Raw genomic sequence first — 25,263 nt, 5'->3', positions numbered from 1 at the left:
GCCGTCCGAACCCGCCGAGGGGCTACAGGCAGGTCACCTCGGGCTGCGGGCGGTACTCGGTGTGGAACTTCTCCTGGCGCACCTGGCGGCCGGCGGCGAGCAGCGTCCGCCACACGTCGATCTTGAAGCCCTTCCGGCCCGCCATCGGGACGCACCGGTGCCCGCGCCCCACGCCCGTCTCGTACGACGAGAACCCGTACCGCTTCGACGTCCGCGACCGGACCTCGTACCTGCGGTGCCCCCACAGGCTCACCGTCAGCGAGTCCCCCGTGTAGCCGACCTGGATGCGCACCGGTGCCCGCGTGTCGTTCTTCCAGGTGAAGTCGAGGTTCGGATACGCCACCGCCGCCTCGCGCCCTTCCGGGTACTCCGGCATCCACATGGTGTGCGCGCGCGACTTCCGGATATCGAGCCCCGCGCGGAACACCGCGTTGAACAGGGTCGTGGAGACCTGGCAGATGCCGCCGCCCACGTCCTTCACCAGCCGCGACCCCATGATCGCGGGCGCCGGGACGTAGCCGAGGCGCCGCGTCCGCGGCCCGACGACCTTGTTGAAGGAGAACGTCGCGCCCGGCCGCACCACCTGCCCGTCGAGGGCCTGCGCGGCCAGCTCGATGTTGCGGACGCGCGGCTGCCCCGGCTGGAACCGGGTCGTGTAGGACGCCATCGGACGTGCGAACGGGACGCCGGCGTCCGGCCGCGCGGCATCGCGGGGAACCGCCCCAGGGGCGGCGACCGATGCGCCCGACTTGCGGGGAGCCCACAGGTACGCGCCGAGGAGCAGCCCTGTCGCGGCCAGCGCGCCGACCGCGAACGGCCACCAGCGCCGGACGCACTCCCCCAGCCCCGGCTCGGCCGCGCGGGCCCGTCCGTACCACCGCCCACGCCGAGTCCGCCCCACAGATCACACCCCCCGAGGATCCCGGGCTTCCTCGCCCGTCAGGATCCTGGCACCGCACCCTCCTCCCCTCTCACGGGCGACACCCCCGCCTTTGCCGGAAGAACACGAACACGAGCCCGAAGGACGACGCTGAGCCCGGCGGCGGGCATGCCGGACGCCCGGCCGATGGCGCGGAACGGCCGGGCGACGGCGCCCCTGACGGGGCGGCTTCCCTTTACGAACGGGCGCGGGCACCCTCGCGCAGGCGCAGCGGGTCGATCTCGCGGGCCGGGCGCCTTCGCAGGTACTCGGCCTCCATCTGGGCCATCCGCTGGGTGTGCTCGGCGTAGGCCTGGTCGGGGGCGTGCCGGAGCGCCTCCATCCGGGTCTCGTACAGGTGCCCCAGCTCACGGAGCAGGTCGTCGTCGGTGAGCTCGGCGGGGCTGACTCCCATCGCCATGCGGTACCTCCTCCAGTGGTTCGCGGGCGTCCGGTCCCCTACCCGGTCACCGGGCGGCGAATCCGGGCCTTGCGCGCCCCGGGTTACCTACCTAGCGTTTGCTTCATGGCTGAGTCGAACGGTCCCCTGGTCGGTCACGTCCATTCCGACGACATCCCCTGGGTCACCATCGGCCCCGTGGGCCTCCAGGTCCTGAGGGTCTCCCCGGACACGTGGGTGGTGCGCAACCGCTTCGAGGCGGGCTTCCAGCTGCCCACGCACAAGCACACCGGCGGCGTGCACGCCTACACCTTCTCCGGACGGTGGCGGTACAAGGAGTACGGCATCGACTACCACGCCGGGACGTTCATCCACGAGCCGCCCGGCTCCATCCACACGCTCACCATCGAGGAGGACAGCGACATCCTGTTCATCCTCGAAGGCGCCTTCATCGAGTACGACGCCGAGGGCAACATCACCGGGGTCACCGACGGGGAGTCCACGCTCAACGCCTACTACGCGATGTGCGACGACGCGGGGATAGCGAGACCGCAGGGCATCCTCTCGTGATCCCGGCTGGCTTCCCGGACGGGTTCTACGCGCAAGGCCATCCGTACGGGCTGTACGACGCGGTCCGGGCGGAGGGCGGGCTCGTCCGGCATCCGGCGCTGCCGCTGTGGGTCGCCGGGTCGCACGCGGCGGTGCACGCGGTCGCGAGCGACCCGGCGGCGTACCGGTCGGGCGACGGCATCCTGATCGACGAGATCGGCGTGCCCTTCGACACCCCGCCGACGATCATGCACACCGACCCGCCCGACCACGGCCGGTACCGGGGGCTGGTCGCGCCCGCGTTCCGGCCGTCGGCGATGCGGCGGCTGGAGGGCGCGGTCCGGGAGCGGATCCGGGCGCTGCTGGAGCCGGTCGAGGCGGGCCGCCCGTTCGACGCGGTCGCCGAGCTGGCCGTCCCGCTGCCGCTGCAGGTGATCTGCCTGCTCCTCGGCATCCCGGAGGACGACTGGCCGCGGTTCTTCCGCTGGTCGGAGTCGATCATCCCGGGCGCGGCGCCGGAGCTGTCCGACGAGGAGCGGACGGCGCTGCGGATGGAGGCCGGCACCTACCTGGTCGAGGTCTCCAACGAGCGGCGGGCCGCGCCGCGCGACGACGTGATCTCGCAGCTCGCGCAGGCCGAGGTCGACGGCGACCGGCTCACCGACATCGAGATGGTGATGTTCCTGATCCAGCTGCTCGTCGCGGGCAACGAGACGACGCGGCACGCGATCTCGGGCGGGCTGCTGGCGTTCGCGGAGAACCCGGACCAGTGGGAGGCGATGAAGCGGCCGGAGCCGATGCCCGCGGCGATCGAGGAGATCCTCCGCTGGACGACCCCGGTCGTCTACTTCCTGCGGACCGCGACACGCCCGGCCGTCCTGGCGGGCCGAGAGGTGGCGGCCGGTGACCACATCATGCTCCTGTACGGCGCCGCGAACCGCGATCCGGAGGCATTCGGCCCCGATGCCGACCGTTTCGACATCATGAGACGGCCCGCCGTACCCGGACTGGCGTTCGGGTACGGCCCGCACTTCTGCCTCGGCGCCGCCCTCGCGCGGATGGAGATGCGGCTCGTCCTGGAAGAGCTCCGCGCCCGGTACGCGGCCATCACGGTCGCGGACGAGCCGGTCTACAACGGCTCACCCGTGGTCGTCGGGCTCCGCAGCCTCGGGCTCGCCTTCGCCTGAAACCGGCACGAACCGGGCACCGAACCCGGCCGGCGGCGCCCGGCGCAGGTTACGGCGTCCTGAATCTTCACCGAACACCCGACGCCGGTCACGTCTCCGGGCGGAAGACGGCGAGGGCCTTGGCGTGCTTGCCGAACCGGAGGGACGGCGGCACCCCCGTCACGTCGCCGTCGCGCGCGAGCCGCAGCTCGCCGCAGTAGGCCAGCACCTCCAGCCCGCCGGCGCGCCAGGCCCGGTAGCCGGGCGTGATGTGCAGGTGCCCGACCAGGACGGCGGCGACCGCGCGGATCCGGGGAATGCGCCGTCCGGTGGCGATCATGCGGACGTCGAGGCGCCCGTCGTCGAGGCGCTCCCGCCAGGTGGGCGCGGCGCCGTGCGAGCCGAACACGCCGTTGCCGACGAACGCCAGCCACACGTGCCGCCGATGCCCGTCCACCACGGCCTCGACGGGCTCGGAGTGCCGCAGCGTGCGGACGGCCGCGACCGCGAGCGCGGGCCACTTGCCGAGCCGCTTCTCCAGCCGCACGCGCCGGTCGACCAGCTCGGTGTAGGCGCCGAAGCTCGCGGTGTTCAGGAACAGCCGCTCGTCGCGCGAGCCCGTGCCGGCCGACGCGGGCACGGCGTAGGCGACGTCCACGCGGCCGAGCCGTCCGGCCCGGTAGGCGGTGATCGCCTGAGCGGGCGACTCGATGCCGAGCGCGCGGGCGAAGTGGTCGAACGTGCCTCCGGGCACGACCAGCAGCGGCACGTCGTGGTCCAGCGCGGCGCGCGCGGCGGCGTTGACGGTGCCGTCGCCGCCGACGACGGCCAGCGCGTCCGCCCGCGCGGCGGCCTCCGCGAGCACCTTCTCCAGGTCCTGGCCCTCCTCCAGCACGATGACCTCCGCCGCCGGAAGCTCGCGCCGCAGCAGCCCGGCCGCCGTCTCGGCGCCGCTCGGCATGATGCCGCGGGTGGCCTCGCCGCCACCGCCCGAGCCGGGGTTGACGACCGCGACGACACCGCGCCCGTCATCGGTGACCTGGACGTCCTCGCCCTCGGCCCGGGTCACGCGGGCCACCGGAGGGCGCGCGGGCCACACCAGCCGCGTGCCGAGCCCGGCCAGCGCGCCGATGCCGAGGCCGGCGAGCACGTCCCCGGGATAGTGGGCACCCGTGTAGACGCGGGCGAACGCGACGGCGGTGGCGGTCGCGACGACCGGCGCCGCCACCGCTGCGGGGGCCTCCAGCGCCACGCCGGCCGCGAACGCGCCGGCCGACGCGGAGTGCCCGGACGGGAAGGCGTGCGAGGTCGGCAGCTTCCACCGGATCCGGATCGGCGGCACCAGGTCCACGACGGGACGCGCCCGGCGGAACGCCTGCTTGCCGAGGATGTTGACGACCGGGCTCGCCACCGCGATCGCGATCGAGCCGCGCAGCGCGGCGCGCCGCAGCCGGGGCCGCCGGGTGAGGCCGAGCGCCGCCGCCGTGCCGAACCACAGGACGCCGTGGTCGGCCGACCGCGACAGCCGGGGCAGGACGTACTCCAGGCCGGGCAGCCGGGCCGCCGCGACCCGGTCGAACGCCCACCGGTCGGCCCGGCCGAGCCGGTTCAGCAGGCGCCGGTGCGGGCCCCGGAGGGGGGCGGCGGGACGCGGGGACCGGGGCGAGCGCAGCATCGCCGATGACCGAGAATGGTTGGACCGCATGCCCCGGGTATCCCCAGGGGCGTCGACAAGATTCCGTAATGATCTCAGTTCGGGGGTCACATGCGGGCGAACGTCACCTACACATCATCGACTGCAATAGGCTTCCCGGCATGAGTCACCCGCAACGGCTCGGTTCTCCGGGTGGCGAGTCGGTCGGCACGATCGCGGAGTCTCCTCACGTGAACGAGACGCTGGCCGCCTACGCCGCACGGTACGGACTGAGGCAGAGCGCGGCGCGCCCCCCGCTGCGCAAGTACATCCAGAGTGTGTGGTCCAGGCGCAACTTCATCTGGGCATTCGCCTCGGCCAAGAACATCTCGATGTACACCGAGTCTCGGCTGGGTCAGGTCTGGCAGCTGCTGACTCCGATCCTGAACGTCTCGGTCTACTACCTGATCTTCGGCGTCCTCCTCGGCACCAAGCGCGGCGTTCCCGACTTCATTCCCTTCCTTGTGACGGGCGTGTTCATGTTCGGGTTCACCCAGCGCTCGATCACGTCGGGATCGAAGTCGGTCGGTGACAACCTGTCGCTGATCAGGGCACTGCACTTCCCGCGCGCGACGCTGCCGCTGGCCATCGCGGTCGTCGAGCTGCAGCAGCTGCTGCTGTCGCTGGTGGTGCTGATCGCCATCGTGTTCGGCTTCGGCGAGCCGATCAGCGTCCACATGCTCCTGTTCGTCCCCGTGCTGCTGCTGCAGCTGATGTTCAACATCGGGATGAGCCTGATCATGGCCCGGCTGGGCGCGTTCAACCGGGACATCACCCAGCTGCTGCCGTTCATCATGCGGACCTGGCTCTACCTGTCCGGCGTCATCTTCAGCATGCCGCAGCTGGTGCACCGCAGCGCGAGCATCAAGAGCGCCCCGTGGATCGGCGAGGTGCTGAAGGCGAACCCGGGCTACGTCTACGTGGAGCTGAGCCGGCACACCATGCTCGGCGAGTACCGCGGCTATGTGCACAACACCCTGCACCTGCACTCCACCGCCCAATTGTGGATCTACGCACTGTGCTGGTCCGCCGTCGCACTGGTCGGCGGGTTCCTGTTCTTCTTCAGCGCCGAGGAGCGGTACGGCCGTGGTTGACACCGAGGTGCGCGGCGGGACGGCCATCGACGTCGACCCCACGCGCGAGCCGATCGTCGTCGTGGACGACCTGCACATCATCTACCGGGTGTACGGCGCGGGCGGCAAGGGCAACGCCGCCAGCGCGTTCGCCCGGGTCCTGCGCCGCGAGGCCCGTCCTTCGATGAAGGAGGTGCACGCGATCAAGGGGCTGTCGTTCGTCGCCTACCGCGGCGAGGCCGTCGGGATCATCGGCACCAACGGCTCCGGCAAGTCGACGCTGCTGAAGGCGATCGCGGGGCTGCTGCCGCCGCACAGCGGCGCGGTCTACACCGACGGCCAGCCGTCCCTGCTCGGCGTGAACGCGGCGCTGATGAAGGACCTGACCGGCGAGCGCAACATCGTCCTCGGCTGCCTGGCGATGGGCATGACCCCGGCGGAGACGAAGGCCCAGTACCAGAAGATCGTCGACTTCGCGGGGCTCAAGGAGGGCTTCATCCAGTACCCGATGCGGACGTACTCGTCCGGCATGGGGGCTCGGCTCCGGTTCGCGATCGCCGCGGCGAAGACCCACGACGTGCTGCTGATCGACGAGGCGCTCGCCACCGGCGACGCCAAGTTCAAGCGCAAGAGCAAGAAGCGCATCGAGGAGCTCCGCAAGGAGGCCGGCGCGGTCTTCCTCGTGGCGCACCAGCTGGACACGGTCAAGGAGATGTGCGACCGCGTCATCTGGATCGACGAGGGCCGGATGCGGATGGACGGCGACCCCGAAGAGGTCATCGACGCCTACTCCGAGGCCGCCGGGAAGTGATGCCCGTCACAGCGGGGGCGGTTGTGACGGGCGCGGTCAGAGTTACAGGGAGTTACCGGATCGTCTCTGGATGAGACGGCCTCGCCGATCTACCGTCAAGGGGAGACCTCCAGCGGCGAGGGAGACCCCCGATGGCCGACCGGCGCGACACCCCCGAACCCAGCCGACACGGACTCGACGGACAGGAACTCAGCGGGCCCGGACTCAACGGGCACGGGCTCAGCAGACGCGGCTTCCTGTCCTCCACGGCCCTCGCGGCGGGCGCCTACGGCGTCCTCGCGGCGTGCGCCAGCGAGAGCAGCGGGCCGGAGGCGAAGACCCCGGGCAAGGCGCCGAAGGAGGTGTTCACCTCCCCCGCGTCCAAGCTGAGCGGCTCCCTCAGCATCCTGATGTGGAGCCACTTCATCCCGCGCCACGACAAGTGGTTCGGCAAGTTCCTCGCGGACTGGGGCAAGAAGGTCGGCGTCGACGTCCGCGTCGACCACATCAACACCGTGGACGTGCCGCGCCGCGCCGCGTCGGAGATCCAGGCGGGCAAGGGCCACGACCTGATCCAGCACATCGCGCCGTTCTCGCAGTACGAGCCGTCCGTGCTGGACATGGCGGACGTGGTGCAGGAGGCCAACCGGCGCTGGGGCCAGCAGCTGGAGCTGTGCCGCAAGTCCAGCTACAACCCCAACACCCGGCACTTCTACGCCTACTGCCCGGGCTGGTCGCCCGACCCCGGCGACTACCGCAAGTCGATGTGGCAGAAGGCCGGCCTCCCGAACGGCCCGACGAGCTGGGACGACCTGCTCCGCGGCGCCGCCGAGATCAAGAAGACGACCGGGGTGCCGTGCGGGCTGGGGCTGTCCCCCGAGACCGACTCGAACATGGCGGCGCGGGCGCTGCTGTGGTCGTTCGGCGGGTCCGTCCAGGACGAGAACGAGCGGGTGGCGATCAACTCCGACGCCACGGTGGCGGCCGTCGAGTACATGACCCGGCTGTTCAAGGAGGCGGAGACCAGCGAGGTGTTCTCGTGGGTGCCCGCGTCCAACAACCAGGCGCTGATCGCCGGCAGGTCGTCCTACATCCTGAACTCGATCTCCGCGTGGCGCACCGCGATGGGCACCAACCGGACGATCGGCGACGACATCTTCTTCACCCCGGCGCTGCGCGGCCCGAAGGCGGCGCTGGCGGCGCAGCACGTCATCCAGCAGTGGATCGTCCCGAAGTACTCGCCGAACGCGGCGGCGGCCAAGGAGTTCCTGCTGCACTACACGGCGAACTTCCCGTCGGTGACGTACCAGTCGGAGCTGTACGACCTGCCGGGCTGGCCGTCGCTGGTCCCGCAGCTGCACGGCTGGCTCGACAACGACCCGTACGGCGCGAAGCCGGCGAACAAGCTGAGCCTGCTGAAGAACGCCACGTCGTGGAGCGCGAACATCGGGTACCCCGGCCCGTCGAACCCGGCGATCGGCGAGATCTTCAACACCAACCTGCTGCCGACGATGTTCGGCCGCGCCGCCCGCGGCCAGACGTCCGCGCGCCAGGCCGTCGCGGACGCCGAACGCCAGATCAACGCGATCTTCAAGAACTGGCGCGCCCGCGGCCTCGTGGGCGGCTGACGGCCTATGAACACGGTCGAGGTCAAGGGGCTCGTCAAGACGTTCGACGGGCGGGTGCGGGCGCGGCGGCGCGGGCGCGGGGACGTGGTGCGCGCGCTGGACGGGGTGGACCTGGCCGCGGAGCCGGGCGAGTACCTGGTGCTGCTCGGGCCGTCGGGGTGCGGGAAGACGACGCTGCTGCGCACCATCGCCGGGCTGGAGCAGCCGACGGAGGGCGAGGTGCTGATCGGCGGGCACCCGGTGAACGGGCTGCCGCCGCGGGTCCGGCAGATCGCGATGGTGTTCCAGTCGTACGCCCTGTATCCGCACAAGACGGTCCGGGACAACATCGTCTTCCCGTTGCGGGCGGAGCGGATGGGCAAGGCGGAGCGGGAGAAGAAGGCCCTGTGGGCGGCGGAGCTGCTGGAGATCGAGCCGCTGCTGCGCCGCAAGCCGCGGCAGCTGTCGGGCGGTGAGCGGCAGCGGGTGGCGCTGGCGCGCGCGCTGGTCCGGGACCCGGCGGTGTTCCTGCTGGACGAGCCGCTGTCGAACCTGGACGCGAAGATGCGGGCGACGGCGCGCGACGAGCTGAAGCGGTTCCAGCAGCGGGTCGGCACGACGACGATCTACGTGACGCACGACCAGGCCGAGGCGATGGGGCTCGGGGACCGGATCGCGGTGCTGGAGCACGGCCGGGTGCGGCAGGTCGGGACGCCGCAGGAGGTGTACGACGACCCGTCCGACACGTTCGTGGCGACGTTCATCGGGTCGCCGCCGATGAACCTGGTGAAGCGCGGCGACCGGCTGGTGGGGTTCCGGCCGGAGCACCTGCTGCCGGCGGAGGTCGTCCCGGCGGACCGGCGGGTGCCGATGCCGCTGCAGGTCGAGCGGATGGAGTACCTGTCCGGCGACCGGCACGTGTACGGGACGGTGACGGGCATCGGCGAGGACACCCGGGTGATCGCCCGGCTGCCCGCCACGGTGATGACGCCGATCGCGGCGGGCGAGACGCACGACTTCGCGGTGGAGCCGGAGCGGTTGCGGTTCTTCGACGCGGCGGAGGGCGCGCGGGCGGAGCCGATGACGATCGGAGGCGCGCGGTGACCGCCGCGTCCGCCGTGCGGGCGCGGCGAAAGGCGGGCCTCGCCGACCGGGAGGGCTTCCTGGCGTGGGCGATGCTGCTGCCCTCGGTGATCTACATCATCGCGCTGGTCGGCCTGCCGTTCGTGCTGGCCATCGCGTTCGCGTTCTCCGACGTGACGACCGGCGACCCGTCCTTCGACTTCGTCGGGTTCCGCAACTTCACCGAGGTCTTCCACGACGGGGTGTTCTGGCGGGCGCTGGTGAACACGCTGGTGTTCACCGGGATCAGCATGGCGCTGATCGTGGTCTTCGGGAAGATCCTGGCGAACATCCTGGTCGCCGACTTCCACGGCAAGTGGTTCGTCCGGCTGCTGGTGCTGCTGCCGTGGACGACGCCGGTCGCGCTGTCCACGATCTCGTGGCTGTGGTTCCTCGACTCGATCTACTCGCCGGTCGACTGGGTGCTCCGGCATGTGGGGCTGATCAGCGGGAACGTGGTGTGGCTCGGCCGCCCGTGGACGGCGATGGGCTCGGTGATCGCGGTGCAGACGTGGCGGCTGACCCCGCTGGCCGCGGTGATCATGATGGCGGGGCTGGTGGCGATCCCGCGCGACATCGACGAGGCGGCCCGGGTCGACGGCGCCGGGTTCTGGCGGCGCATGTTCGAGGTGACGATCCCGCTGACGCTGCCGGTCATCGCGGTCGCCGGGCTGTTCGGGGCGATCATGACGTTCACCGACATGACCGTCCCGTACGTGCTGACGCGCGGCGGCCCGACGCACGCCACGGACGTGCTGGCGTCGTGGGCGTACTTCCGGGGGATCGAGGGCGGCGACGTCGGGCAGGGCGCGGCGATCGCGCTGTTCCTGTTCCCGCTGCTGCTCGCCGGCGCGATCGCGATCCTGCGCGCCGTCCGCCGGTTGGAGGCGGGATGACCGGCCAGGCCGAGGAGGACGAGAGGCTGCGGCGGCGGTACGCGCTCCGGCACGTCGCGGCGCGGGGCGGCGTGTACGGATCGGCCGTCCTGGCGGCGCTGGTGTGCGCGCTGCCGTTCCTGTGGAGCCTGGTCAGCGCGTTCAAGCAGAACCAGGACCTGTACAACCCCGAGAGCAACCCGTTCTTCTTCAACAAGCCCGCGACGCCCGACCACGTGACGTTCCTGTTCGACGACACGCCCTTCCTGACGTTCGTGGCGAACACCCTGATCGTCGGCGCCGCGGTCGTGGCGATCACGCTGCTGCTCGCGCTGCCCGCCGCGTACTCGCTGGCGCGGCTGGACCGCCCGTGGGGCACCCCGATGGGCATCGCGATCTTCATGGTGTACCTGGTGCCGCCGTCGCTGCTGTTCCTGTCGCTGACCCGCGTCGTGGTCAGGCTGCACCTGGAGGACACCCTCTGGTCGATGATCGTCGTCTATCCGACGATCACCGTCCCGGTGTCGGTGTGGCTGCTGATCGGGTTCCTGCGGGCCGTCCCGAAGGACGTCGAGGAGCAGGCGATGGTGGACGGCTACAGCCGGCTCGGCGCGTTCGCCCGGGCCGTCCTGCCGCTGGTGTTCCCCGGGATCGTCGCGGTGGTGGTGTTCAGCTTCACGCTCACCGCCAGCGAGTTCGTGTACGCGCTGGCGTTCGTGTCGGCGAGCCCGCAGATGGTGGTCAGCACCGGCGTGCCGACCCAGCTCGTGCGCGGGGACGTGTTCTTCTGGCAGTCGCTGCAGGCCGCCACGGTGGTCACCGCCGTCCCGATCGCGTTCCTGTTCAACCTGTTCCTGGACAGGTTCGTCACCGGGTTCACGATGGGCGCCGTCAAAACCTGATCCCGCACTGATAGAGATGGGGGTGACAACCGATCCCTTGACGAGGAGGTCGCCATGGCCGGCCGGCCACCGCTTCCGCACGAGCACCTGCCGCAGGTCGGGTCGTTCACCGTGACCAGCGACGACGTCACCGAAGGCGAGCGGCTCGACGACGCGCACGTCTTCGACGACTGGGGGTTCAGCGGCGGCAACAAGTCGCCCCACCTGCGCTGGTCCGGATTCCCGGCGGAGACGAAGAGCTTCGCCGTGACCTGCTACGACCCGGACGCCCCGACCGGCAGCGGCTTCTGGCACTGGTCGCTGTTCGACATCCCCGCGGACGTCACCGAGCTGCCCACCGGCGCGGGCACCGCCGACTCCAAGATCGGCGTCCACGCCCGCAACGACTACGGCACCAAGGAGTTCGGCGGCGCGGCCCCGCCTCCCGGCGACCCGCACCGCTACGTGTTCACCGTGCACGCCCTGGACGTCGAGTCGCTCGGCCTGGACTCCGACACCTCACCGGCCGTCGTGGGCTTCAACATCACCGCCCACACCCTGGCCCGCGCCACGATCATCCCCGAGTACGGCGTCTGACACCTCGCTGAGGCCGTCCCATCCCCGGGACGGCCTCACGAGGCGCCGACCAGCACATCCCCCACGGCCGTCCGCCGGTACAGGACCGAACGGCCGCTGCGCTCACGGGTGACGAGGCCGGACGCGCGCAGTACCGCGAGGTGGTCGCCGACGCCGCCGAGGCTCACCCGCAGCCGGGCGCCGAGCCAGGTCGTCGTGGCGGGCTCGGCGAGCGCGCGCAGCAGGTCGGCGCGGGTGCGGCCGAGCAGCCGGGCGAGCGCGTCGCCCTCCCGCGGCTCGCGCCCCTCCCACAGCGCCGCCACTCCCCTGGCCGGGTACATCAGCGTGTACGGCCAGTTCCGCTCCAGGGTGACGGTGATCTCGGAGAAGATCGTCGGGACGAACATCAGCCCGGCGCCGTCGAGCTCCACCACCGCGTCGTCCCGCAGGTCGGCCTCGATCACGCCGTCGCGCCAGCGGACCTTGCGCGACAGGCCGTCCAGCGCCTGCGCCCAGCCGTAGGCGGCGAGCCGTCCCGCGCGGTACAGGATGTCCTGTTCGAGGATCGAGCGCAGCACCGGCCACTCCGGTTCGATCAGCACCGCCCACGCGCGCTCCATGCAGTCGGCGAACCGCCGCACCATGTCGGGGCTCTCCAGCACGTCCCGGACGTCCGGTTCGGGTTCCGGAAGGGTCTCGAGGGTGCGGGCGATCTCGGCGCGCGCCTGCTCCAGCGGCGTGGCGCGGGTGACGGCGAACTGCTCGGCGACCGTCTGGTTCGGGCGGGTGGGCGGCGGCGAGAAGAAGTCGGCGACGTAGCCGCGCTCGTGCATCAGGAAGGCCAGCGCGCGCACGGCCGGGTCATCGGCGATCGTCCGGAAGGCGGGCCGGACCCGCTCCAGCCACGGCCGCACCGGGCCGACGGGGATCCGCTCCGTGACGATCCCGACCGCGATGACCGTCTCGAACAGCGGCGCGATGCCGAACCGGCTCGCCGCGAGGTCGCCGGGCCCCACCTTGATCCGGTACATGTTTCGCTCCTCCCCGAAACATTATCCTCGCGCGGCGCGGCCCCCGAGGGTGGTCGCCATGACCACGACCACCGCGCCGGCGGCGTCCGCGCGCTACCGCGACGTCTTCGGCGTCCCCGAGTTCCGCACCCTCTTCGTCCTTCAGACGCTGCGGGTGGCCGGCGACTCGATCCGGATGATCGCGCTGTCGGTGCAGACGTTCGAGCGGACCGGGTCCTCGCTCACCGCGGCCCTGGTGTTCTGCGCGGAGATGCTCCCCTACGTGGTGGGCGGCGCGTTCCTGCTCTCGCTGGCCGACCGGGTCCCGATGCGGCGGCTGCTCACCGGATTCCATCTGCTGTCCCTGGTGGTCACGGTCGTCCTCGCGTTCGACGTCGTCCCGCTCCCGGGGATGATCGCGCTGATCCTGGTGCTCGGGCTGTTCGGGCCCGTCAACGGCGCGACCGTGCAGGGCCGGTTGCCCGCGCTGCTCCCCGGCGACGGGTTCGTGCTCGGCCGGTCGCTGTTCACGATGACGTCCGCCGGCGCGCAGATCGCCGGGCAGGCGGTCGGCGGATTGCTGTTGGCGGCGCTGACCCCGTCCGGAACGCTCTGGCTGGCCGCCGGGAGCGCCGCTGTGGCCGCCGCGCTCGCCCGGTTCGGCCTGCCGGACGTGCCGGCGCCGGGCAGCGGATCGTCCGGCGTGGCGCGGGAGACGTGGCGGGTCAACCGGCTGCTGTTCGGCGACCGCAAGACGCGGGGCCTGCTGCTGGCCTTCTGGGTGCCGCTGTCACTGTCGGTCGGCGCGGAGGGCCTGATGGTCCCCTACGCGAGCGGGCTCGGCCGGGCGGGCGAGGCGGGCCTGCTGCTGTCATCGGGCGCGGCGGGGATGTTCGCGGGCAACCTGCTGATCGGCCGCTTGATCCGCCCCGACCTGCGCGACCGGCTGACGCTGCTGCTGGCGATGCTGACCGGCGCGCCGCTCCTGCTGTTCGCGTTCCACCCGCCGCTGCCGGTCGCCTGCGCGCTGATGCTGACGGGCACGCTCGGCCTCGGCTACGACCTGCCGCTCCTGCGCCGGCTCGTGGACGCGACGCCGGAGCGGATCCACGGCCAGGCCCTGGGCGTCGCCAACACCGGGATGATGACCGGCCAGGCCGCCGGAATGGCCGCGGCGGGCGCACTCGGCGACCTGCTGGTGCCGCCGCAGGCCATCGCCCTCTGCGGCGCCGCATCACTGCTGTCATGCCTGGTGCTGGTACGCCACCTACGCTGAGGCCATGCGCCGGGACGGCCTCACGAGGCGCCGACCAGCACGTCCCCCACGGCCGTCCGCCGGTACAGGACCGAACGGCCGCTGCGCTCGCGGGTGACCAGACCGGACGCGCGCAACACCGCCAGGTGATCGCTCACCCCGCCGAGACTCACCCGCAACCGGGCGCTGAGCCACGTCGTCGTCGCGGGCTCGGCCAGCGCACGCAGCAGATCGGCGCGAGTGCGCCCCACCAACCGCGCCAGCGCGTCACCCTCCCGCGGCTCCCGCCCCTCCCACAGCGCCGCCACTCCCCTGGCCCGGTACATCAGCGTGTACGGCCAGTTCCGTTCGAGCGCGACACCGACGTCGGAGAACGCGGTCGGGACGAACATCAGCCCGCTGCCGTCGAGGCGGCTGGTTCCCTTGCTCCGCATGTCGAGCTCGATGACGCCGTCGCGCCAGCGGACCTTGCGCGACAGGCCGTCCAGCGCCTGCGCCCAGCCGTAGGCGGCGAGCCGTCCTGCGCGGTGCACGATGTCCTGTTCGAGGATCGAGCGCACGATGGGCCAGTCGGGTTCGATGAGGGCCGTCCACGCCGCCTCCACACCATCGGTGAGCCGCCGCACGACCTCGGTGCTCTCCAGGACGTCGCGGACGTCCGGCTCGGGCTCCGGGAGGCCCTCGACGTTGCGGGCGATCTCCTCCCGGGCCTGCTCCAGCGGCGTCGCACGGGCGACGGCCAACTGCTCGGCGACCGTCAGGTTCGGACGGGCGGGCGGCGGCGAGATGAAGTCCGCGACGTAACTGGTGTGCCCCACGAGGAACGCCAGCGTCCGCACCGCCGGGTCGCCCGCGATCTCCCGGTAGGCGGGCCGGACGCGCTCCAGCCACGGACTCACCGGACCGGCGGGCAGCCGCCCGGAGGCGAGCCCGATCACGTGGAGCGTCTCGTACAGCGGCGCGATCCCGAACCGGCTGGCCGCCAGGTCCCCGGGCCCCACCACGATCCGATGCAAGTTTCGCCCCTCCCCGAAACATTATCCGCCCGCCCCGCGCCGCCCGAAAGTGGCGCCATGACCCCTTCGGCCGCCCTCGCAGCGCCGCCAGCGCGCTACCGCGACGTCTTCGGCGTCTCCGAGTTCCGGACTCTTTTCTGCGTGCAGACGCTGCTGGTGACCGGGGAGTCGATCCGGATGATCGCGCTGTCGGTGCTGGTGTTCGAGCGGACGGGCTCCACCCTGTTCGCGGCCCTGGCCTTCTCCGCGGGCATGCTGCCCTACGTGGTGGGGGGCATGTTCCTGCTGTCGCTCGCCGACCGGGTGCCGCCGCGCCGCCTCCTCACCGGCTACTTCCTTGCGCGCTGCGCGGTCGACGGCGTCCTGGCCCTGGGCGGCCTGCCGGTGCCGGGAATGCTGGCGCTGGTCGCCGGGATCGGGGTGTTCGCGCCGGTCGGCGGCGCCAGCCTGGGAGGACGGCTGCCGGCGCTGCTGTCCGGAGACCGGTACGTGCTGGGCCGGTCGGTGTTCACGATGACGATGGCGGTCGCGCAGGTCGCCGGGCAGGCGGTGGGCGGGCTGCTGCTGGCGGCGCTGGCACCGTCCGGGACGCTGCTGCTCGCGGCGGTGAGCGGCGGAACGGCGGCCGCGCTCGCCTGGCGCGGCCTCCCTGCACCGAAACCGCACGCGGACGGGGGCTCGTCGCGGGCCTCGGGCACGCTGCGGGAGACGTGGCGGGTCAACCGCAGGCTGCTCACGGACCGGAGGGTGCGCGGGCTGCTGATGGCGTGGTGGCTGCCCGTGTCACTGGCGGTCGGCAGCGAGGCCATGGCGGTCCCCTACGGGAGCGGGCTCGGCCTGCCCGGCGCGGCAGGGCTGCTGCTGGCCTCGAGCGCGACCGGGATGTTCTCCGGGAACCTCGTGCTCGGACGATGGGTCCGGCCGGCCGTCCGAGAGCGGCTGACGTTCCCGCTGGCCCTGCTGACCGGTGCGCCACTGCTGGCCTTCGCGTTCGAGCCGGGCCTCGCGGCGGCATGCGCGCTGATGGCGGCGGGGGCGTTCGGGATGGGCTACGACCTGAGCATCCAGGCCCGTGTGGCGGATGTGGTGCCGGGGCGTGTCCAGGGGCAGGCGGTCGGCTTGGCCACCATGGGGGTCGTGACGGGGCAGGCCGCCGCCATGGCCGGCGCGGGCGCACTCGGCGGGTTGCTCGCGCCGGCGTACGTCATTGCGTTGTGCGGCGCGGCGTCGCTGCTGGCCTGTTTGGTGCTGGTTCGGCGTCTACGGGGAGGGGGTGCGGGGGCGGGGGCGGGGGCCGGGCCATAGGAGGCAGGTTTGGAGGACGCCAACGCCCGCCGGACATGCCGTCAGCCTTGCGGCGGTTCTGTGGCGCCGCCTGAGCATCGGCACTCAGGCGGCGCCTGGAATGTGCTTACTTCTCCCAGGGGAAGCGGTCCGCGAAGGCGGGCTTGAGGTCGTCCAGCCAGGCGGCGTCGGGGTCGTAGTGGGCGAAGAAGGGCTTGCCCACCAGGTCCGCGTCGCGGCACTGGATGAAGTGCAGGGCGAACACCTTCTCGCCGAACAGGTCGAGGACGCCGTCCACGCAGACCTTGCCGGGGGTGGCGGACATGGACGGGCCCCGGACGGTGCGGGAGAGCCCGGAGACGTTCTTGTAGGCGTCCCGGAAGATCTCGTAGGCGCGGGCCAGCGGGACGGCGAAGTAGTCCTGGGGGCCGGTGTCGCGCTCGACGAACATGTAGTACGGGACGAGCCCCATCCGCGTCTGGACGCGCCACATGGTCTCCCAGGTGGCGGCGTCGTCGTTGATCGTCCGGATGAGGGGCGCCTGGGTGCGGATGATCGCACCGGTGTCGCGGATGCGGCGGCACGCCTCGGTGACCATGAGCGGTTCGAGCTCGCGCGGGTGCGAGAAGTGCGCCATGAAGGCGAGGTTCTTGCCGGATTCCACGACCTGCTCGAACAGCCGGAGCATGGCGTCGGCGTCGGGGTCGGTGACGAACTTCTGCGGCCAGTAGGCCAGCGACTTGGTGCCGATCCGGATGGACTCCAGCTGCTCCAGCTCCAGCAGCGGCTCCACGTAGCGGCGCAGCACCGGCTCGCCCATGATCATGGCGTCGCCGCCGGTGAACAGCACGCTGGTCACCTCGGGGTGGGCGATCAGGTAGTCGCGCAGGGCGGCGGGCTCGTCGCCGGCCATCTTCAGATCGGGCTCGCCGATGAACTGGGCCCAGCGGAAGCAGTAGGTGCAGTACGCGTGGCAGGTCTGTCCCTGCTTGGGGAAGTACAGCACCGTCTCGTCGTACTTGTGCTGCATCCCGGGGATCTTGCCGTCCCCGAAGCTCGGGATGTTGAGCTCCATCTGCCCGGCGGGGTGCGGGTTCAGGCTCATCCGCACCGCGTGCGCGGCGGCCTCGACCTCGGCCTTGGGGGCCTCGCGGCGCAGCAGGTCCGACAGGTGCGCGACGTCGCCGGCGGGGAGCATGTCGGGCTGCGGGAACACCAGCCGGTAGATCGGGTCGTCCGGAGCGGCCGACCAGTCGATGAGCTCCTCAATGACGTAGGCGTTGGTCCGGAAGGGCAGGACCGTCGCGACCGCCCGGGTCGCGAGCCGCTGCTCGGGCGACAGACCGGCGCGAGCGGTGAGCTCGTCCAGGTGCTTCGCCGTGAAGGCGCGGAACTTGCGACCGGTGGATCGCACTGCGGGAGCCGCGTCGTTCACCAGTGTCACGTGTTGGTACTCCTTGATGTCAGCGGGGAAGCGCACCCCGGGCACGTCGTCACGGACGGTGATCAGAAGGGCGCTGGACACCCCCATTCAACCGTTTGGGACCGGTTCATACCGAATTGATACCCCCTACAGGGTAGGGAAAAAGCTGGTCAACGCCGATCCCGACAAATCGCCCCTGCATCATCGTGGACGCTCCGCCCCTTGTTCAACGACTACGGGACGTCAACCTCTCCGTCAGCCGGCGGCCACGCTTCGGCCAGCGGATACTCCGGAAACCGCGCCCCAGGTCACACGCTGACAGGATGTTCGGAAATACTGGCGTGGGCGGCACCGAGGACGGGCGAAGGGGCTGGTGTGCACTCCCACGACGCAGACGGCGCGGCCGGGCCGGCCGACGCCCCCGGCACCGCCGGGCCGGACCCCGACACCGAGCCGGAGCACCCCGACACCGAGCCGGACCACAGCGCGGACGGCCCCGGCGTGGCCCCGCGGTACGTGATCGTCCTGGCCTTCCTCGCGGCGATCTGCTACGCGTCCTTCTTCCTGGAGAACGTGCTGAGCCCCGCCCTCGACGTCGTCAACGGCTACGTCAGCGAGCTGTCGGCCCTCGACCAGCCGTTCCACCTGGTCTACAGCGGCGGCGACTTCGTCACCGGCGTCCTGTCGATCCTCGTGGCGATCGGCACGCTGCGCCGGCTGCGGCGGCGCCCGCTGGCCACCGCCGGCTGGGCGTTCCTCGGCCTGTTCGGGATCTGGGCGATCGGGGACGCCTCGTTCCCGCTGGACTGCGCCCCCAACCTGGAGACGTGGTGCGCGCTGCGGGAGCGCTCGGAGCACGTGTCGTTCTCGCACGAGTTCCACTCCGTCACCAGCACCGTCGTGATCACCTGCGGGGTGATCGCGCTGTTCCTGCTGTCGATGGCCGCCCGCCGGTACGGGTGGTGGCCCGTGCTGGCCCGCTGGGGCTGGGTGGTCGCGGCGGCCGAGACCGTGTTCGCGCTGAGCACGCTGCTGGCGATGTACCTGGGCCGCTGGCTCGGCATCATCCAGCGCGTGCAGATCACCGTGCTGTGCGCCGGGCTGCTGCTGATCGCCTGGGCGCTGTACGCCGACTACCGGAACGCCCGGCGCGCCCACGCCGCCCCGCCGCCGCTACGGGAGAAGACAGCCCTATGACCGAGAACACCGACCGGGTGGACGGCACCGCCGGCGCCGTGAACGAGATCGTCAACGTCGGGCGGGAACAGGTCCACGTGGTCGAGGAGGGGCCGGCGGACGGGCCGCCGCTGCTGCTCAGCTCCGGCCTCGGCGGCGCCTGGTTCGACTGGCGGCCGAGTTCCGACCTGCTGCGCGACCGGAACCGGCTGATCGCCTTCGACCGTCCCGGGCTGGGCCTCAGCCCGGCCGCGGTCGCGGCCCCGACGCTGCGCCGCGAGGCCGACATTCTCGCGGCGCTCGCGGAGCGGGCCGGACGGCCGGTGATCGTGGTCGCGCACTCGATGGCCGGGTTCCACGCCGAGGCGCTCGCCCGCCTCCGTCCCGAGCTCGTGCGCGGCCTGGTCCTCGTGGACCCCAGCTACGAACCCGATCCGCACGCGTTCGTCCGGTTCGCGGCGGTGGCGATACCGCTGGCGACGGCGGCCGGCGCGGTGCTCGGCGCGACGCGGCTCGCGAAGATCGTCGGACCGTTCGGGCGGCGGACGGTCCTGAAGTGCACCAGCCGGCGCGACGAGCCCGTGCCGGACGCGGTCGTCCGCTCGGTGTACGGGCGCGGGACGGTCCTCGGCACCGTCGTGGCGGAGGACCTGGCCTACCGGGAGCAGGCCGTCGACCTGGCGCGGCTGCGCGAGCGCCGCCCGTTCCCGGCCGTCCCGCTGGTCGTGCTGACGGCGCTCGGGGACGTCAAGGGCGACACCAAGAAGCGGGAATGGTCGCAGGGGCACGCGCGGCTGGCGAGCATGACGCCGTACGGGAGCCAGGTCGATCTGCCGGACTGCCTGCACATGGTCCAGCTCGACCGTCCGGACGCCGTCGCCGACGCGGTCGCCGAAGTGCTGCGGGCCGAGGAGACGGTGTGAGGCGCGTCCAGGCGGTCCTTCTCGCGGCGGTGCTGGCCGCGACGTTGTCCGGCTGCAAGGTGATGCAGCGGATCTCCGAGGGCTCCTACCGCAACGCCGTCACCGACGGGGTCGTCGCCGAGCTGAAGAAGCGCGACATCCCGCTGAAGGCGCGTCCGTCCTGCAAGACGCCGAAGACGGGCGACACCGTGCGGGTCTCGTGCACGGCGCGGACGAAGGCGGGGCAGCCGGTCGTGGTGACCGGCGTCGCCCGCGACGCCGACAGCGCCCACCCGATCGAGGAGTACACCGTCACCGTGGCCGGGCGGCAGGTCCTGGACCAGGGCTGCCTCGGCCTCGGCTGCTCCTGACGACCGGGCGTCCCGGTCTGGCCGTTGTCCTTCGTCCCGGCCTAGCCGTTGCCCTTGTGGCAGGCGGCGCCGAGGCACTGCGCGTTCTCCACGACCGGGCGCCCGTCCACGAGGATCGTGAAGTAGTTCCTCTTGGACGCCTGCTCGCCGCTGCCGAGCACCTTGACCTGCTTGTTGTCGGCGGTGGCGCCGGTGCAGGACACGCGCATGCTCCTCTTGGTCCAGCCGGGCAGGTTCGCGCACTTCAGCGGCGACTGCAGCTTCAGCCCGCGCGTGGTCAGCTCGTCGGCGGCCTTCGTCGGCAGCGCCTTGCGCAGGGCGGCCTGCGTCTTGTACTGCAGCTCGCCGCCGGACGTCACCATCAGCCACGCGGCGCCGCCCGCGACCAGCAGGACGAGGAGCACGGCGGATCCCAGGATCAGGGCCTTCTTGCGATTCATCACCATTTCCACGGCTGATACATCACCGTGCGTACGGGATCACATGCACGGAGTGTCGGACTTTTCCCTGATCATGCGCATCCGTTGCCCGGCCGCGCGGGGCGTCCGGCCCCCGCCGCGCCCGGCCGGCGGGCACGTGAGGCTCGCCACCTCCCGGCCGGCACCGCCAAGGCAGCCGAACCGAGGACTTACCATGCGATGAGCTGCGCATCTCCCGACGTGCCGCGTCTCCCTCACCCTCCTGGAGCGACCCCATGACCGGTCAAGGCGAGCCGTCGCGCCCGGCGGCCCGCCGGCCGGCGGTGGTGCGGCCGCTGCCGATCGCGGTCGACACGATGGGCGGCGACCACGCGCCCGGCGAGATCATCGAGGGCGCGGTGGACGCGGTCCGCGAGCACGGCGTCCGGGTGGTGCTGGTCGGGCAGGCGCCGCGGATCCAGCGCGAGCTGGACCGGCACGGGTTCGCCGGCAAGATCCCGATCGTGCACGCCGAGGAGGCCCTCGACATGGGCGAGGGCGCGCTCGCGAGCTGGCGCAAGCCGAAGTCGTCGATCGCGATCGCCTGCCACCTGATCAAGCAGGGCCGGGCGTCGGCGCTGGTGTCGGCGGGCAGCACCGCCGGGGTCGTCGCGACGTCCCGGCTGCGGCTGAAGGGCCAGCAGGGCGTGATGCGACCCGCGATCGCGGTGGCGCTGCCGACCACGCCGCGCCCGACGATCCTGCTGGACGCGGGCGCCAGCGTGGACGTCAAGCCGGAGGGGCTCGTCCAGTTCGCCGCGCTCGGCACCGCGTACGCGCAGATCCTGCTGGGCGTGGAGCGGCCGACCGTGGGGCTGCTGACGATCGGGTCCGAGCCCGGCAAGGGCAACAAGGTCACCAAGCGGGCGCACGAGCTGCTGTCCGGCGGCAGCCACGGCATCGAGTTCGCCGGGAACGTCGAGGGCCACGACCTGCTGCGAGGTGTGGTGAACGTGGTGGTGACCGACGGGTTCACCGGCAACGTCGCGCTCAAGACGATGGAGGGCACGGTCCGGACCGCGTTCGCGGAGATCCGGACCGCGATGACCGCCAGCACCCCCGCCCGGTTCGGCGCGCTCCTCCAGCGCCGAAGGCTCCAGGAGCTGCGCGACCGCCTCGACCCCGACACCTACGGCGGCGGCGTCCTGCTCGGCCTGAACGGGACGGTCGTCATCGCGCACGGCGCCTCGCACGCCCGCGCGATCGCCTCGGCGTGCGAGCTGGCGCACCGGCTGGCGTCCGGGCGGATCGTGGAGCGGATCCGCGAGCAGGTCGCGGCGACGCGGACGTCCCGGTTCGGCCGCTGGACGCACGGCGAACGCGACGCGCAGGACAAGGACAGGAACTCCAGGCCCGCCGAGCGGCCGGGCGAGGCGCCGAAGTCGCCGGAACCGCCGCGCGAGATCCCGGCGCCCGCCGCCGAACACGCCCCGCCGGACCGGACCGAACCGCCCGCCGCCGGCTAGCCCGGCGCGGCGAAAAGCGGTGCCGGGCGGTGCGTCCGCGCCGATAACCTTGGAACATGCCCGATCCGCAACTCGTACTCGCCGCCCGGGTCCAGGACGCGCTGAGCGCCGCCTTCGGACCGTCGTACGCGGACGCCGACCCGGTCATCCGGCCGTCGCAGTTCGCCGACCTTCAGGCCAACGTGGCGCTGCCGCTGGCCAAGAAGCTGGGCCGCAAGCCGCGAGACGTGGCAGACGAGATCGTCAAGAACCTCGACACCGCCGGCGTCGTGGCGGACGTGCAGGTCAGCGGGCCGGGCTTCATCAACCTGACGCTCAGCGACACGTGGATCGCCGGCGAGGCGCAGCGGGCCCTGCAGGACGACCGGCTCGGCGTCCCCGCCACGGAGCACCCGCAGAAGGTCGTGGTCGAGTACTCCTCGCCGAACGTGGCGAAGGAGATGCACGTCGGGCACCTGCGGACCACGATCGTCGGCGACGCGATCGCCCGCATCCTGGACTTCCTCGGCCACCGCGTCGTCCGCGACAACCACGTCGGCGACTGGGGCACCCCGTTCGGCATGCTCATCGAGCACCTGCTCGACCTCGGCGAGGACGCCGCCGCGCGGGGCGACTCGTCCGTCCGCGACCTCACCGCCTTCTACCAGGCGGCCCGGGCGAAGTTCGACGGCGACGAGGAGTTCGCCGACCGGTCCCGCAGCCGGGTCGTCGCGCTCCAGGCGGGCGACCCGGAGACGCTGCGGCTCTGGAACGTCCTCGTGGACGTGTCCAAGAACTACTTCAACACCGTCTACCAGCGGCTCGGCGTCACCCTCACCGACGACGACATCAAGGGCGAGAGCTTCTACAACGACCTGCTCGCCCCGACCGTCCAGGAGCTGGAGGACAAGGGCATCGCGGTGATCAGCGACGGGGCGCTGTGCGCGTTCCCGCCCGGCTTCACCGGCCGCGAGGGCGAGCCGCTCCCGGTGATCATCCGCAAGAGCGACGGCGGCTACAACTACTCCACCACCGACCTCGCGACCATCCGGTACCGGATGGACACCGAGCACGTCGACCGGATGATCTACGTGGTGGGCGCGCCGCAGTCGCTGCACTTCCAGATGGTGTTCGCCGTCGCCCGGACGGCCGGCTGGCTGACCGAGGGCGTCCAGGCCGAGCACGCGCAGATCGGCAACGTCCTCGGCACCGACGGCAAGATCCTGCGGACCCGCGCGGGCAGCACCGTCAAGCTGGCCGAACTGGTCGACGAGGCCGTCGAGCGGGCCGGCGCCGTCTACGACGAGGTCCAGCACGACGACTCGTTCGACGAGGCCACCCGCGCCGCGATCGTCCAGGACGTCGGCATCGGCGCGATCAAGTACGCCGACCTGTCGGTGGCGCGCGACAGCGAGTACGTCTTCGACTTCGACCGGATGATCTCCTTCAACGGCAAGACCGGCCCGTACCTGCAGTACGCGGCGGCCCGGATCCGGTCGATCTTCCGCAAGGGCGGCCTCACCCCGGACGAGGCGACCGGCCCGATCACGCTCACCGACCCGGCCGAGCGCGCGCTGGCGCTGCAGCTGCTCGGGTTCGGCGCCGCCATCGAGCAGGCCGGCGAGACCGCCGAGCCGCACAAGCTGGCCGGCTACGTCTACTCGGTCGCCGACGCCTACACGACCTTCCACGAGAACTGCCCGGTCCTGAAGGCCCCGGACGAGGCCACGAAGGCGTCGCGGCTCGCGCTCTGCGCCGTCACCCTCCGCACGCTGACCACCGGCCTCGCCCTCCTCGGCGTCCCGACTCCGGAACGCATGTAGAGGTGTCAGCCCAGGGGGCGACCCCCTGGAACCCCCGTCACGACCGACAGGCTGGCAGGCCCGCGACCTGGGGCTGAGGTTCAGACCACGGGAGTGGGCTCGGCTCAGGCTGTTGGGGTCGGGGCTCGGAAGGGCGGGGTCAGGTTCTTGCGTTCGCGGGCCACCTGCTCGCGGACGGCGGGGACGACCTCCAGCGCGAAGACCGGGAGCTGCTCCGGGTCGCCGGCGAACAGGAACGTGTCGACGCCGTGGCCCACGGCCAGCTCGGTCAGCTCGTAGACCCACTGCTGCGGCGGGCCGTGCAGGAAGCCGCGCGAGTCGCGCCCGTCGACGGACCCTTCGAGCAGGTAGACGCGGCGCAGCTCGGATGGGGCGCGGCCGGCCCGGGCGGCGGCGTCGTCCAGGCGGCGCTGCCCGTCGGCGAGCCGCTTGGGCGGGACGAGCGAGGACGGCGCGATCCAGCCGTCGGCGACGCGTCCCGCGAGGTCGAGGGCGCGCGGCCCGGTCACGCCGAGCCAGACCCCGATCTGGTGGGCGGGCGCCGGGCCCGCCTGCGCGGCGGCGAACCGGTGGTGCTCGCCCTGGAAGCGCAGCCCGTTCTGGTCGCTCCAGTGCAGCCGGATGATCTGCACCGCCTCTTCCAGGGCGCGGCGCGCGGCGGCGGTGCCGAGCCGTGCGCCGCCGTAGGCCTCGACGCCGTCCCAGGACGTGCCCGCGCCGAGGCCGAGCTCGACGCGGCCGCCGCTCAGGGCGTCCATCGTGGCGAGCGCCTTGGCCAGCAGGGCGGGCGGCCGCAGCGGCAGGCACGCCACGGCGGGCAGGACCCGGATCCGGGACGTGACGGCCAGCGCGGTCGCCATCAGCGTGAGCGCGTCGGCGGTGTCGCGCAGGTACGGGCGGTCGCGGACGCCGAGCAGGTCGAGGCCGTACCGGTCCGCGTCCTGCGCGGTGCGGACCAGCGGTGCGGACGCGTCGGGCGCCAGCGCGAGGCCGAACCGCAGCGGCCGCCGGGACCGTGCGGCCTCGGCGGGCGGGCCCCCGGGTCCGCGGGGCCGCCGCCCGGTGGGCGGGGTCAGAGGCAGCGTCACTGCAGGTAGCCTTCGACCTCGTCCGGCGGGCGGACATGGGCGTCCGCGTCGCCGGGGTCCGCGCCCGCGTCGATCCGGGCGCGGCGCCGCCGCAGCAGGTCCCAGCACTGGTCCAGGGCCACCTCCAGGTCCTCCAGCCGCCGGTGCTCCTCCTCGCGGTCCAGGTCGCCGCGCTGGTAGCGGTCGCGCAGCCGCTGCTCCTCGCCGACGTAGTCGTCGATGCGCGCCAGGATGTCCTTCTCGTCCAATGGGCCCTCCCGTGAGGCGGCCGTGTGCGTCGCCGGCCGGCGGCGTGCGCGGCGTGCGCGACGCGGCCGGCTCCGCCCGCGCCCGTGCCCCGGTACGGCCCCGCCCGTCGGGC

The 25,263-nt window shown here is 72.3% G+C and carries 25 protein-coding genes; 16 read left to right on the top strand and 9 right to left on the bottom strand.

From position 1 onward, the window contains the following. Positions 1 to 22 precede the first annotated feature (22 nt). Together ABD296_RS12510 and ABD296_RS12505 are read right to left on the bottom strand one after the other, a co-directional pair. Entirely contained in the window at positions 23 to 901 is an 879-nt protein-coding gene (locus tag ABD296_RS12510; RefSeq protein ID WP_344265285.1) for a VanW family protein, read from the bottom strand. A gap of 214 nt (positions 902 to 1,115) precedes the next feature. Continuing rightward, positions 1,116 to 1,340: a DUF6158 family protein gene (locus ABD296_RS12505; RefSeq protein ID WP_344265282.1), complete on the bottom strand. Its 225-nt coding sequence runs from the start codon at positions 1,338 to 1,340 to the stop codon at positions 1,116 to 1,118. A 105-nt stretch (positions 1,341 to 1,445) separates the two neighbouring features. On the opposite strand from ABD296_RS12505, the gene ABD296_RS12500 reads away from it, so the two are divergent. After that, positions 1,446 to 1,889, top strand: a complete 444-nt coding sequence (locus ABD296_RS12500) for a 2,4'-dihydroxyacetophenone dioxygenase family protein (protein WP_344265280.1) — start codon at positions 1,446 to 1,448, stop codon at positions 1,887 to 1,889. Then, positions 1,886 to 3,055: a cytochrome P450 gene (locus ABD296_RS12495; protein ID WP_344265277.1), complete on the top strand. Its 1,170-nt coding sequence runs from the start codon at positions 1,886 to 1,888 to the stop codon at positions 3,053 to 3,055. Before ABD296_RS12500 ends, ABD296_RS12495 begins: the two co-directional genes overlap by 4 nt. Before the next feature lie 88 nt (positions 3,056 to 3,143). Here the strand turns inward: ABD296_RS12495 and ABD296_RS12490 are convergent, their stop codons facing one another. After that, positions 3,144 to 4,709, bottom strand: a complete 1,566-nt coding sequence (locus ABD296_RS12490) for a bifunctional phosphatase PAP2/diacylglycerol kinase family protein (protein WP_344265274.1) — start codon at positions 4,707 to 4,709, stop codon at positions 3,144 to 3,146. A gap of 209 nt (positions 4,710 to 4,918) precedes the next feature. On the opposite strand from ABD296_RS12490, the gene ABD296_RS12485 reads away from it, so the two are divergent. The 7 genes from ABD296_RS12485 to ABD296_RS12455 all read left to right on the top strand — a co-directional run bounded on the left by ABD296_RS12485 (position 4,919) and on the right by ABD296_RS12455 (position 11,672). Continuing rightward, positions 4,919 to 5,821: an ABC transporter permease gene (locus ABD296_RS12485; protein WP_344265271.1), complete on the top strand. Its 903-nt coding sequence runs from the start codon at positions 4,919 to 4,921 to the stop codon at positions 5,819 to 5,821. After that, positions 5,814 to 6,611, top strand: coding sequence for an ABC transporter ATP-binding protein (locus tag ABD296_RS12480; RefSeq protein ID WP_344265268.1), 798 nt, complete (start codon positions 5,814 to 5,816; stop codon positions 6,609 to 6,611). Before ABD296_RS12485 ends, ABD296_RS12480 begins: the two co-directional genes overlap by 8 nt. Positions 6,612 to 6,742: 131 nt before the next feature. After that, positions 6,743 to 8,218, top strand: a complete 1,476-nt coding sequence (locus tag ABD296_RS12475) for an ABC transporter substrate-binding protein (protein WP_344265265.1) — start codon at positions 6,743 to 6,745, stop codon at positions 8,216 to 8,218. Between the two features lie 6 nt (positions 8,219 to 8,224). Further along, positions 8,225 to 9,301, top strand: a complete 1,077-nt coding sequence (locus tag ABD296_RS12470; protein WP_344265262.1) for an ABC transporter ATP-binding protein — start codon at positions 8,225 to 8,227, stop codon at positions 9,299 to 9,301. After that, positions 9,298 to 10,215, top strand: coding sequence for a carbohydrate ABC transporter permease (locus ABD296_RS12465; RefSeq protein WP_344265259.1), 918 nt, complete (start codon positions 9,298 to 9,300; stop codon positions 10,213 to 10,215). Before ABD296_RS12470 ends, ABD296_RS12465 begins: the two co-directional genes overlap by 4 nt. Then, positions 10,212 to 11,096 carry a carbohydrate ABC transporter permease gene (locus tag ABD296_RS12460; RefSeq protein ID WP_344265256.1) on the top strand — a complete coding sequence of 295 codons (885 nt, stop codon included), beginning with the start codon at positions 10,212 to 10,214 and terminating at the stop codon, positions 11,094 to 11,096. The genes ABD296_RS12465 and ABD296_RS12460 overlap by 4 nt, the downstream gene beginning before the upstream one ends. 54 nt (positions 11,097 to 11,150) lie before the next feature. Further along, the gene (locus ABD296_RS12455) at positions 11,151 to 11,672 is read left to right on the top strand and encodes a YbhB/YbcL family Raf kinase inhibitor-like protein (RefSeq protein WP_344265253.1); all 522 of its coding nucleotides are present in this window, start codon (positions 11,151 to 11,153) and stop codon (positions 11,670 to 11,672) included. 35 nt (positions 11,673 to 11,707) lie between these two features. On the opposite strand, the gene ABD296_RS12450 is transcribed toward ABD296_RS12455, so the two are convergent. Next, entirely contained in the window at positions 11,708 to 12,682 is a 975-nt protein-coding gene (locus ABD296_RS12450) for an ArsR/SmtB family transcription factor (protein ID WP_344265250.1), read from the bottom strand. 58 nt (positions 12,683 to 12,740) lie between these two features. Between ABD296_RS12450 and ABD296_RS12445 the strand changes: the two genes are divergently transcribed. After that, positions 12,741 to 13,937: an MFS transporter gene (locus ABD296_RS12445; RefSeq protein WP_344265247.1), complete on the top strand. Its 1,197-nt coding sequence runs from the start codon at positions 12,741 to 12,743 to the stop codon at positions 13,935 to 13,937. Positions 13,938 to 13,957: 20 nt separating this feature from the next. Here ABD296_RS12445 and ABD296_RS12440 read toward each other — a convergent pair whose 3' ends face one another. Beyond that, on the bottom strand, positions 13,958 to 14,932 hold the full coding sequence (locus ABD296_RS12440; RefSeq protein WP_344265244.1) for an ArsR/SmtB family transcription factor: 975 nt from the start codon (positions 14,930 to 14,932) through the stop codon (positions 13,958 to 13,960). Between the two features lie 57 nt (positions 14,933 to 14,989). Here ABD296_RS12440 and ABD296_RS12435 point away from each other — a divergent pair, with 57 nt between their 5' ends. Then, a complete protein-coding gene (locus ABD296_RS12435) occupies positions 14,990 to 16,237 on the top strand; it encodes an MFS transporter (RefSeq protein WP_344265241.1) in 1,248 nt (415 codons plus the stop codon). Between the two features lie 106 nt (positions 16,238 to 16,343). On the opposite strand, the gene ABD296_RS12430 is transcribed toward ABD296_RS12435, so the two are convergent. Next, on the bottom strand, positions 16,344 to 17,660 hold the full coding sequence (locus ABD296_RS12430; protein WP_344265354.1) for a KamA family radical SAM protein: 1,317 nt from the start codon (positions 17,658 to 17,660) through the stop codon (positions 16,344 to 16,346). A 354-nt stretch (positions 17,661 to 18,014) separates the two neighbouring features. Here ABD296_RS12430 and ABD296_RS12425 point away from each other — a divergent pair, with 354 nt between their 5' ends. From ABD296_RS12425 to ABD296_RS12415, 3 genes are read left to right on the top strand one after another with little or no spacing between them, the layout of a single operon-like run. Further along, positions 18,015 to 18,836 carry a DUF998 domain-containing protein gene (locus ABD296_RS12425; protein ID WP_344265238.1) on the top strand — a complete coding sequence of 274 codons (822 nt, stop codon included), beginning with the start codon at positions 18,015 to 18,017 and terminating at the stop codon, positions 18,834 to 18,836. Continuing rightward, the gene (locus tag ABD296_RS12420) at positions 18,833 to 19,738 is read left to right on the top strand and encodes an alpha/beta fold hydrolase (protein WP_344265235.1); all 906 of its coding nucleotides are present in this window, start codon (positions 18,833 to 18,835) and stop codon (positions 19,736 to 19,738) included. Before ABD296_RS12425 ends, ABD296_RS12420 begins: the two co-directional genes overlap by 4 nt. Then, a complete protein-coding gene (locus tag ABD296_RS12415; RefSeq protein WP_344265233.1) occupies positions 19,735 to 20,088 on the top strand; it encodes a hypothetical protein in 354 nt (117 codons plus the stop codon). The genes ABD296_RS12420 and ABD296_RS12415 overlap by 4 nt, the downstream gene beginning before the upstream one ends. A 41-nt stretch (positions 20,089 to 20,129) precedes the next feature. Here the strand turns inward: ABD296_RS12415 and ABD296_RS12410 are convergent, their stop codons facing one another. Continuing rightward, the gene (locus ABD296_RS12410; protein WP_344265231.1) at positions 20,130 to 20,528 is read right to left on the bottom strand and encodes a flagellar basal body-associated FliL family protein; all 399 of its coding nucleotides are present in this window, start codon (positions 20,526 to 20,528) and stop codon (positions 20,130 to 20,132) included. Positions 20,529 to 20,782: 254 nt separating this feature from the next. On the opposite strand from ABD296_RS12410, the gene plsX reads away from it, so the two are divergent. After that, positions 20,783 to 22,012, top strand: coding sequence for a phosphate acyltransferase PlsX (plsX, locus tag ABD296_RS12405; protein ID WP_407061469.1), 1,230 nt, complete (start codon positions 20,783 to 20,785; stop codon positions 22,010 to 22,012). A 56-nt stretch (positions 22,013 to 22,068) separates the two neighbouring features. Beyond that, positions 22,069 to 23,814: an arginine--tRNA ligase gene (gene argS, locus ABD296_RS12400; RefSeq protein ID WP_344265228.1), complete on the top strand. Its 1,746-nt coding sequence runs from the start codon at positions 22,069 to 22,071 to the stop codon at positions 23,812 to 23,814. A 104-nt stretch (positions 23,815 to 23,918) separates the two neighbouring features. On the opposite strand, the gene ABD296_RS12395 is transcribed toward argS, so the two are convergent. Together ABD296_RS12395 and ABD296_RS12390 are read right to left on the bottom strand one after the other, a co-directional pair. After that, a complete protein-coding gene (locus ABD296_RS12395; protein ID WP_344265225.1) occupies positions 23,919 to 24,902 on the bottom strand; it encodes an LLM class flavin-dependent oxidoreductase in 984 nt (327 codons plus the stop codon). Continuing rightward, a complete protein-coding gene (locus ABD296_RS12390; RefSeq protein ID WP_344265222.1) occupies positions 24,899 to 25,150 on the bottom strand; it encodes a DUF2630 family protein in 252 nt (83 codons plus the stop codon). The genes ABD296_RS12395 and ABD296_RS12390 overlap by 4 nt, the downstream gene beginning before the upstream one ends. Between the last annotated feature and the right edge of the window lie 113 nt (positions 25,151 to 25,263).

The organism is Actinomadura napierensis (assembly GCF_039529375.1).
GTDB lineage: Bacteria > Actinomycetota > Actinomycetes > Streptosporangiales > Streptosporangiaceae > Spirillospora > Spirillospora napierensis.
The sequence above is the reverse complement of the archived record's forward strand: the minus strand, read 5'-3'. Positions and strand labels throughout refer to the sequence as shown.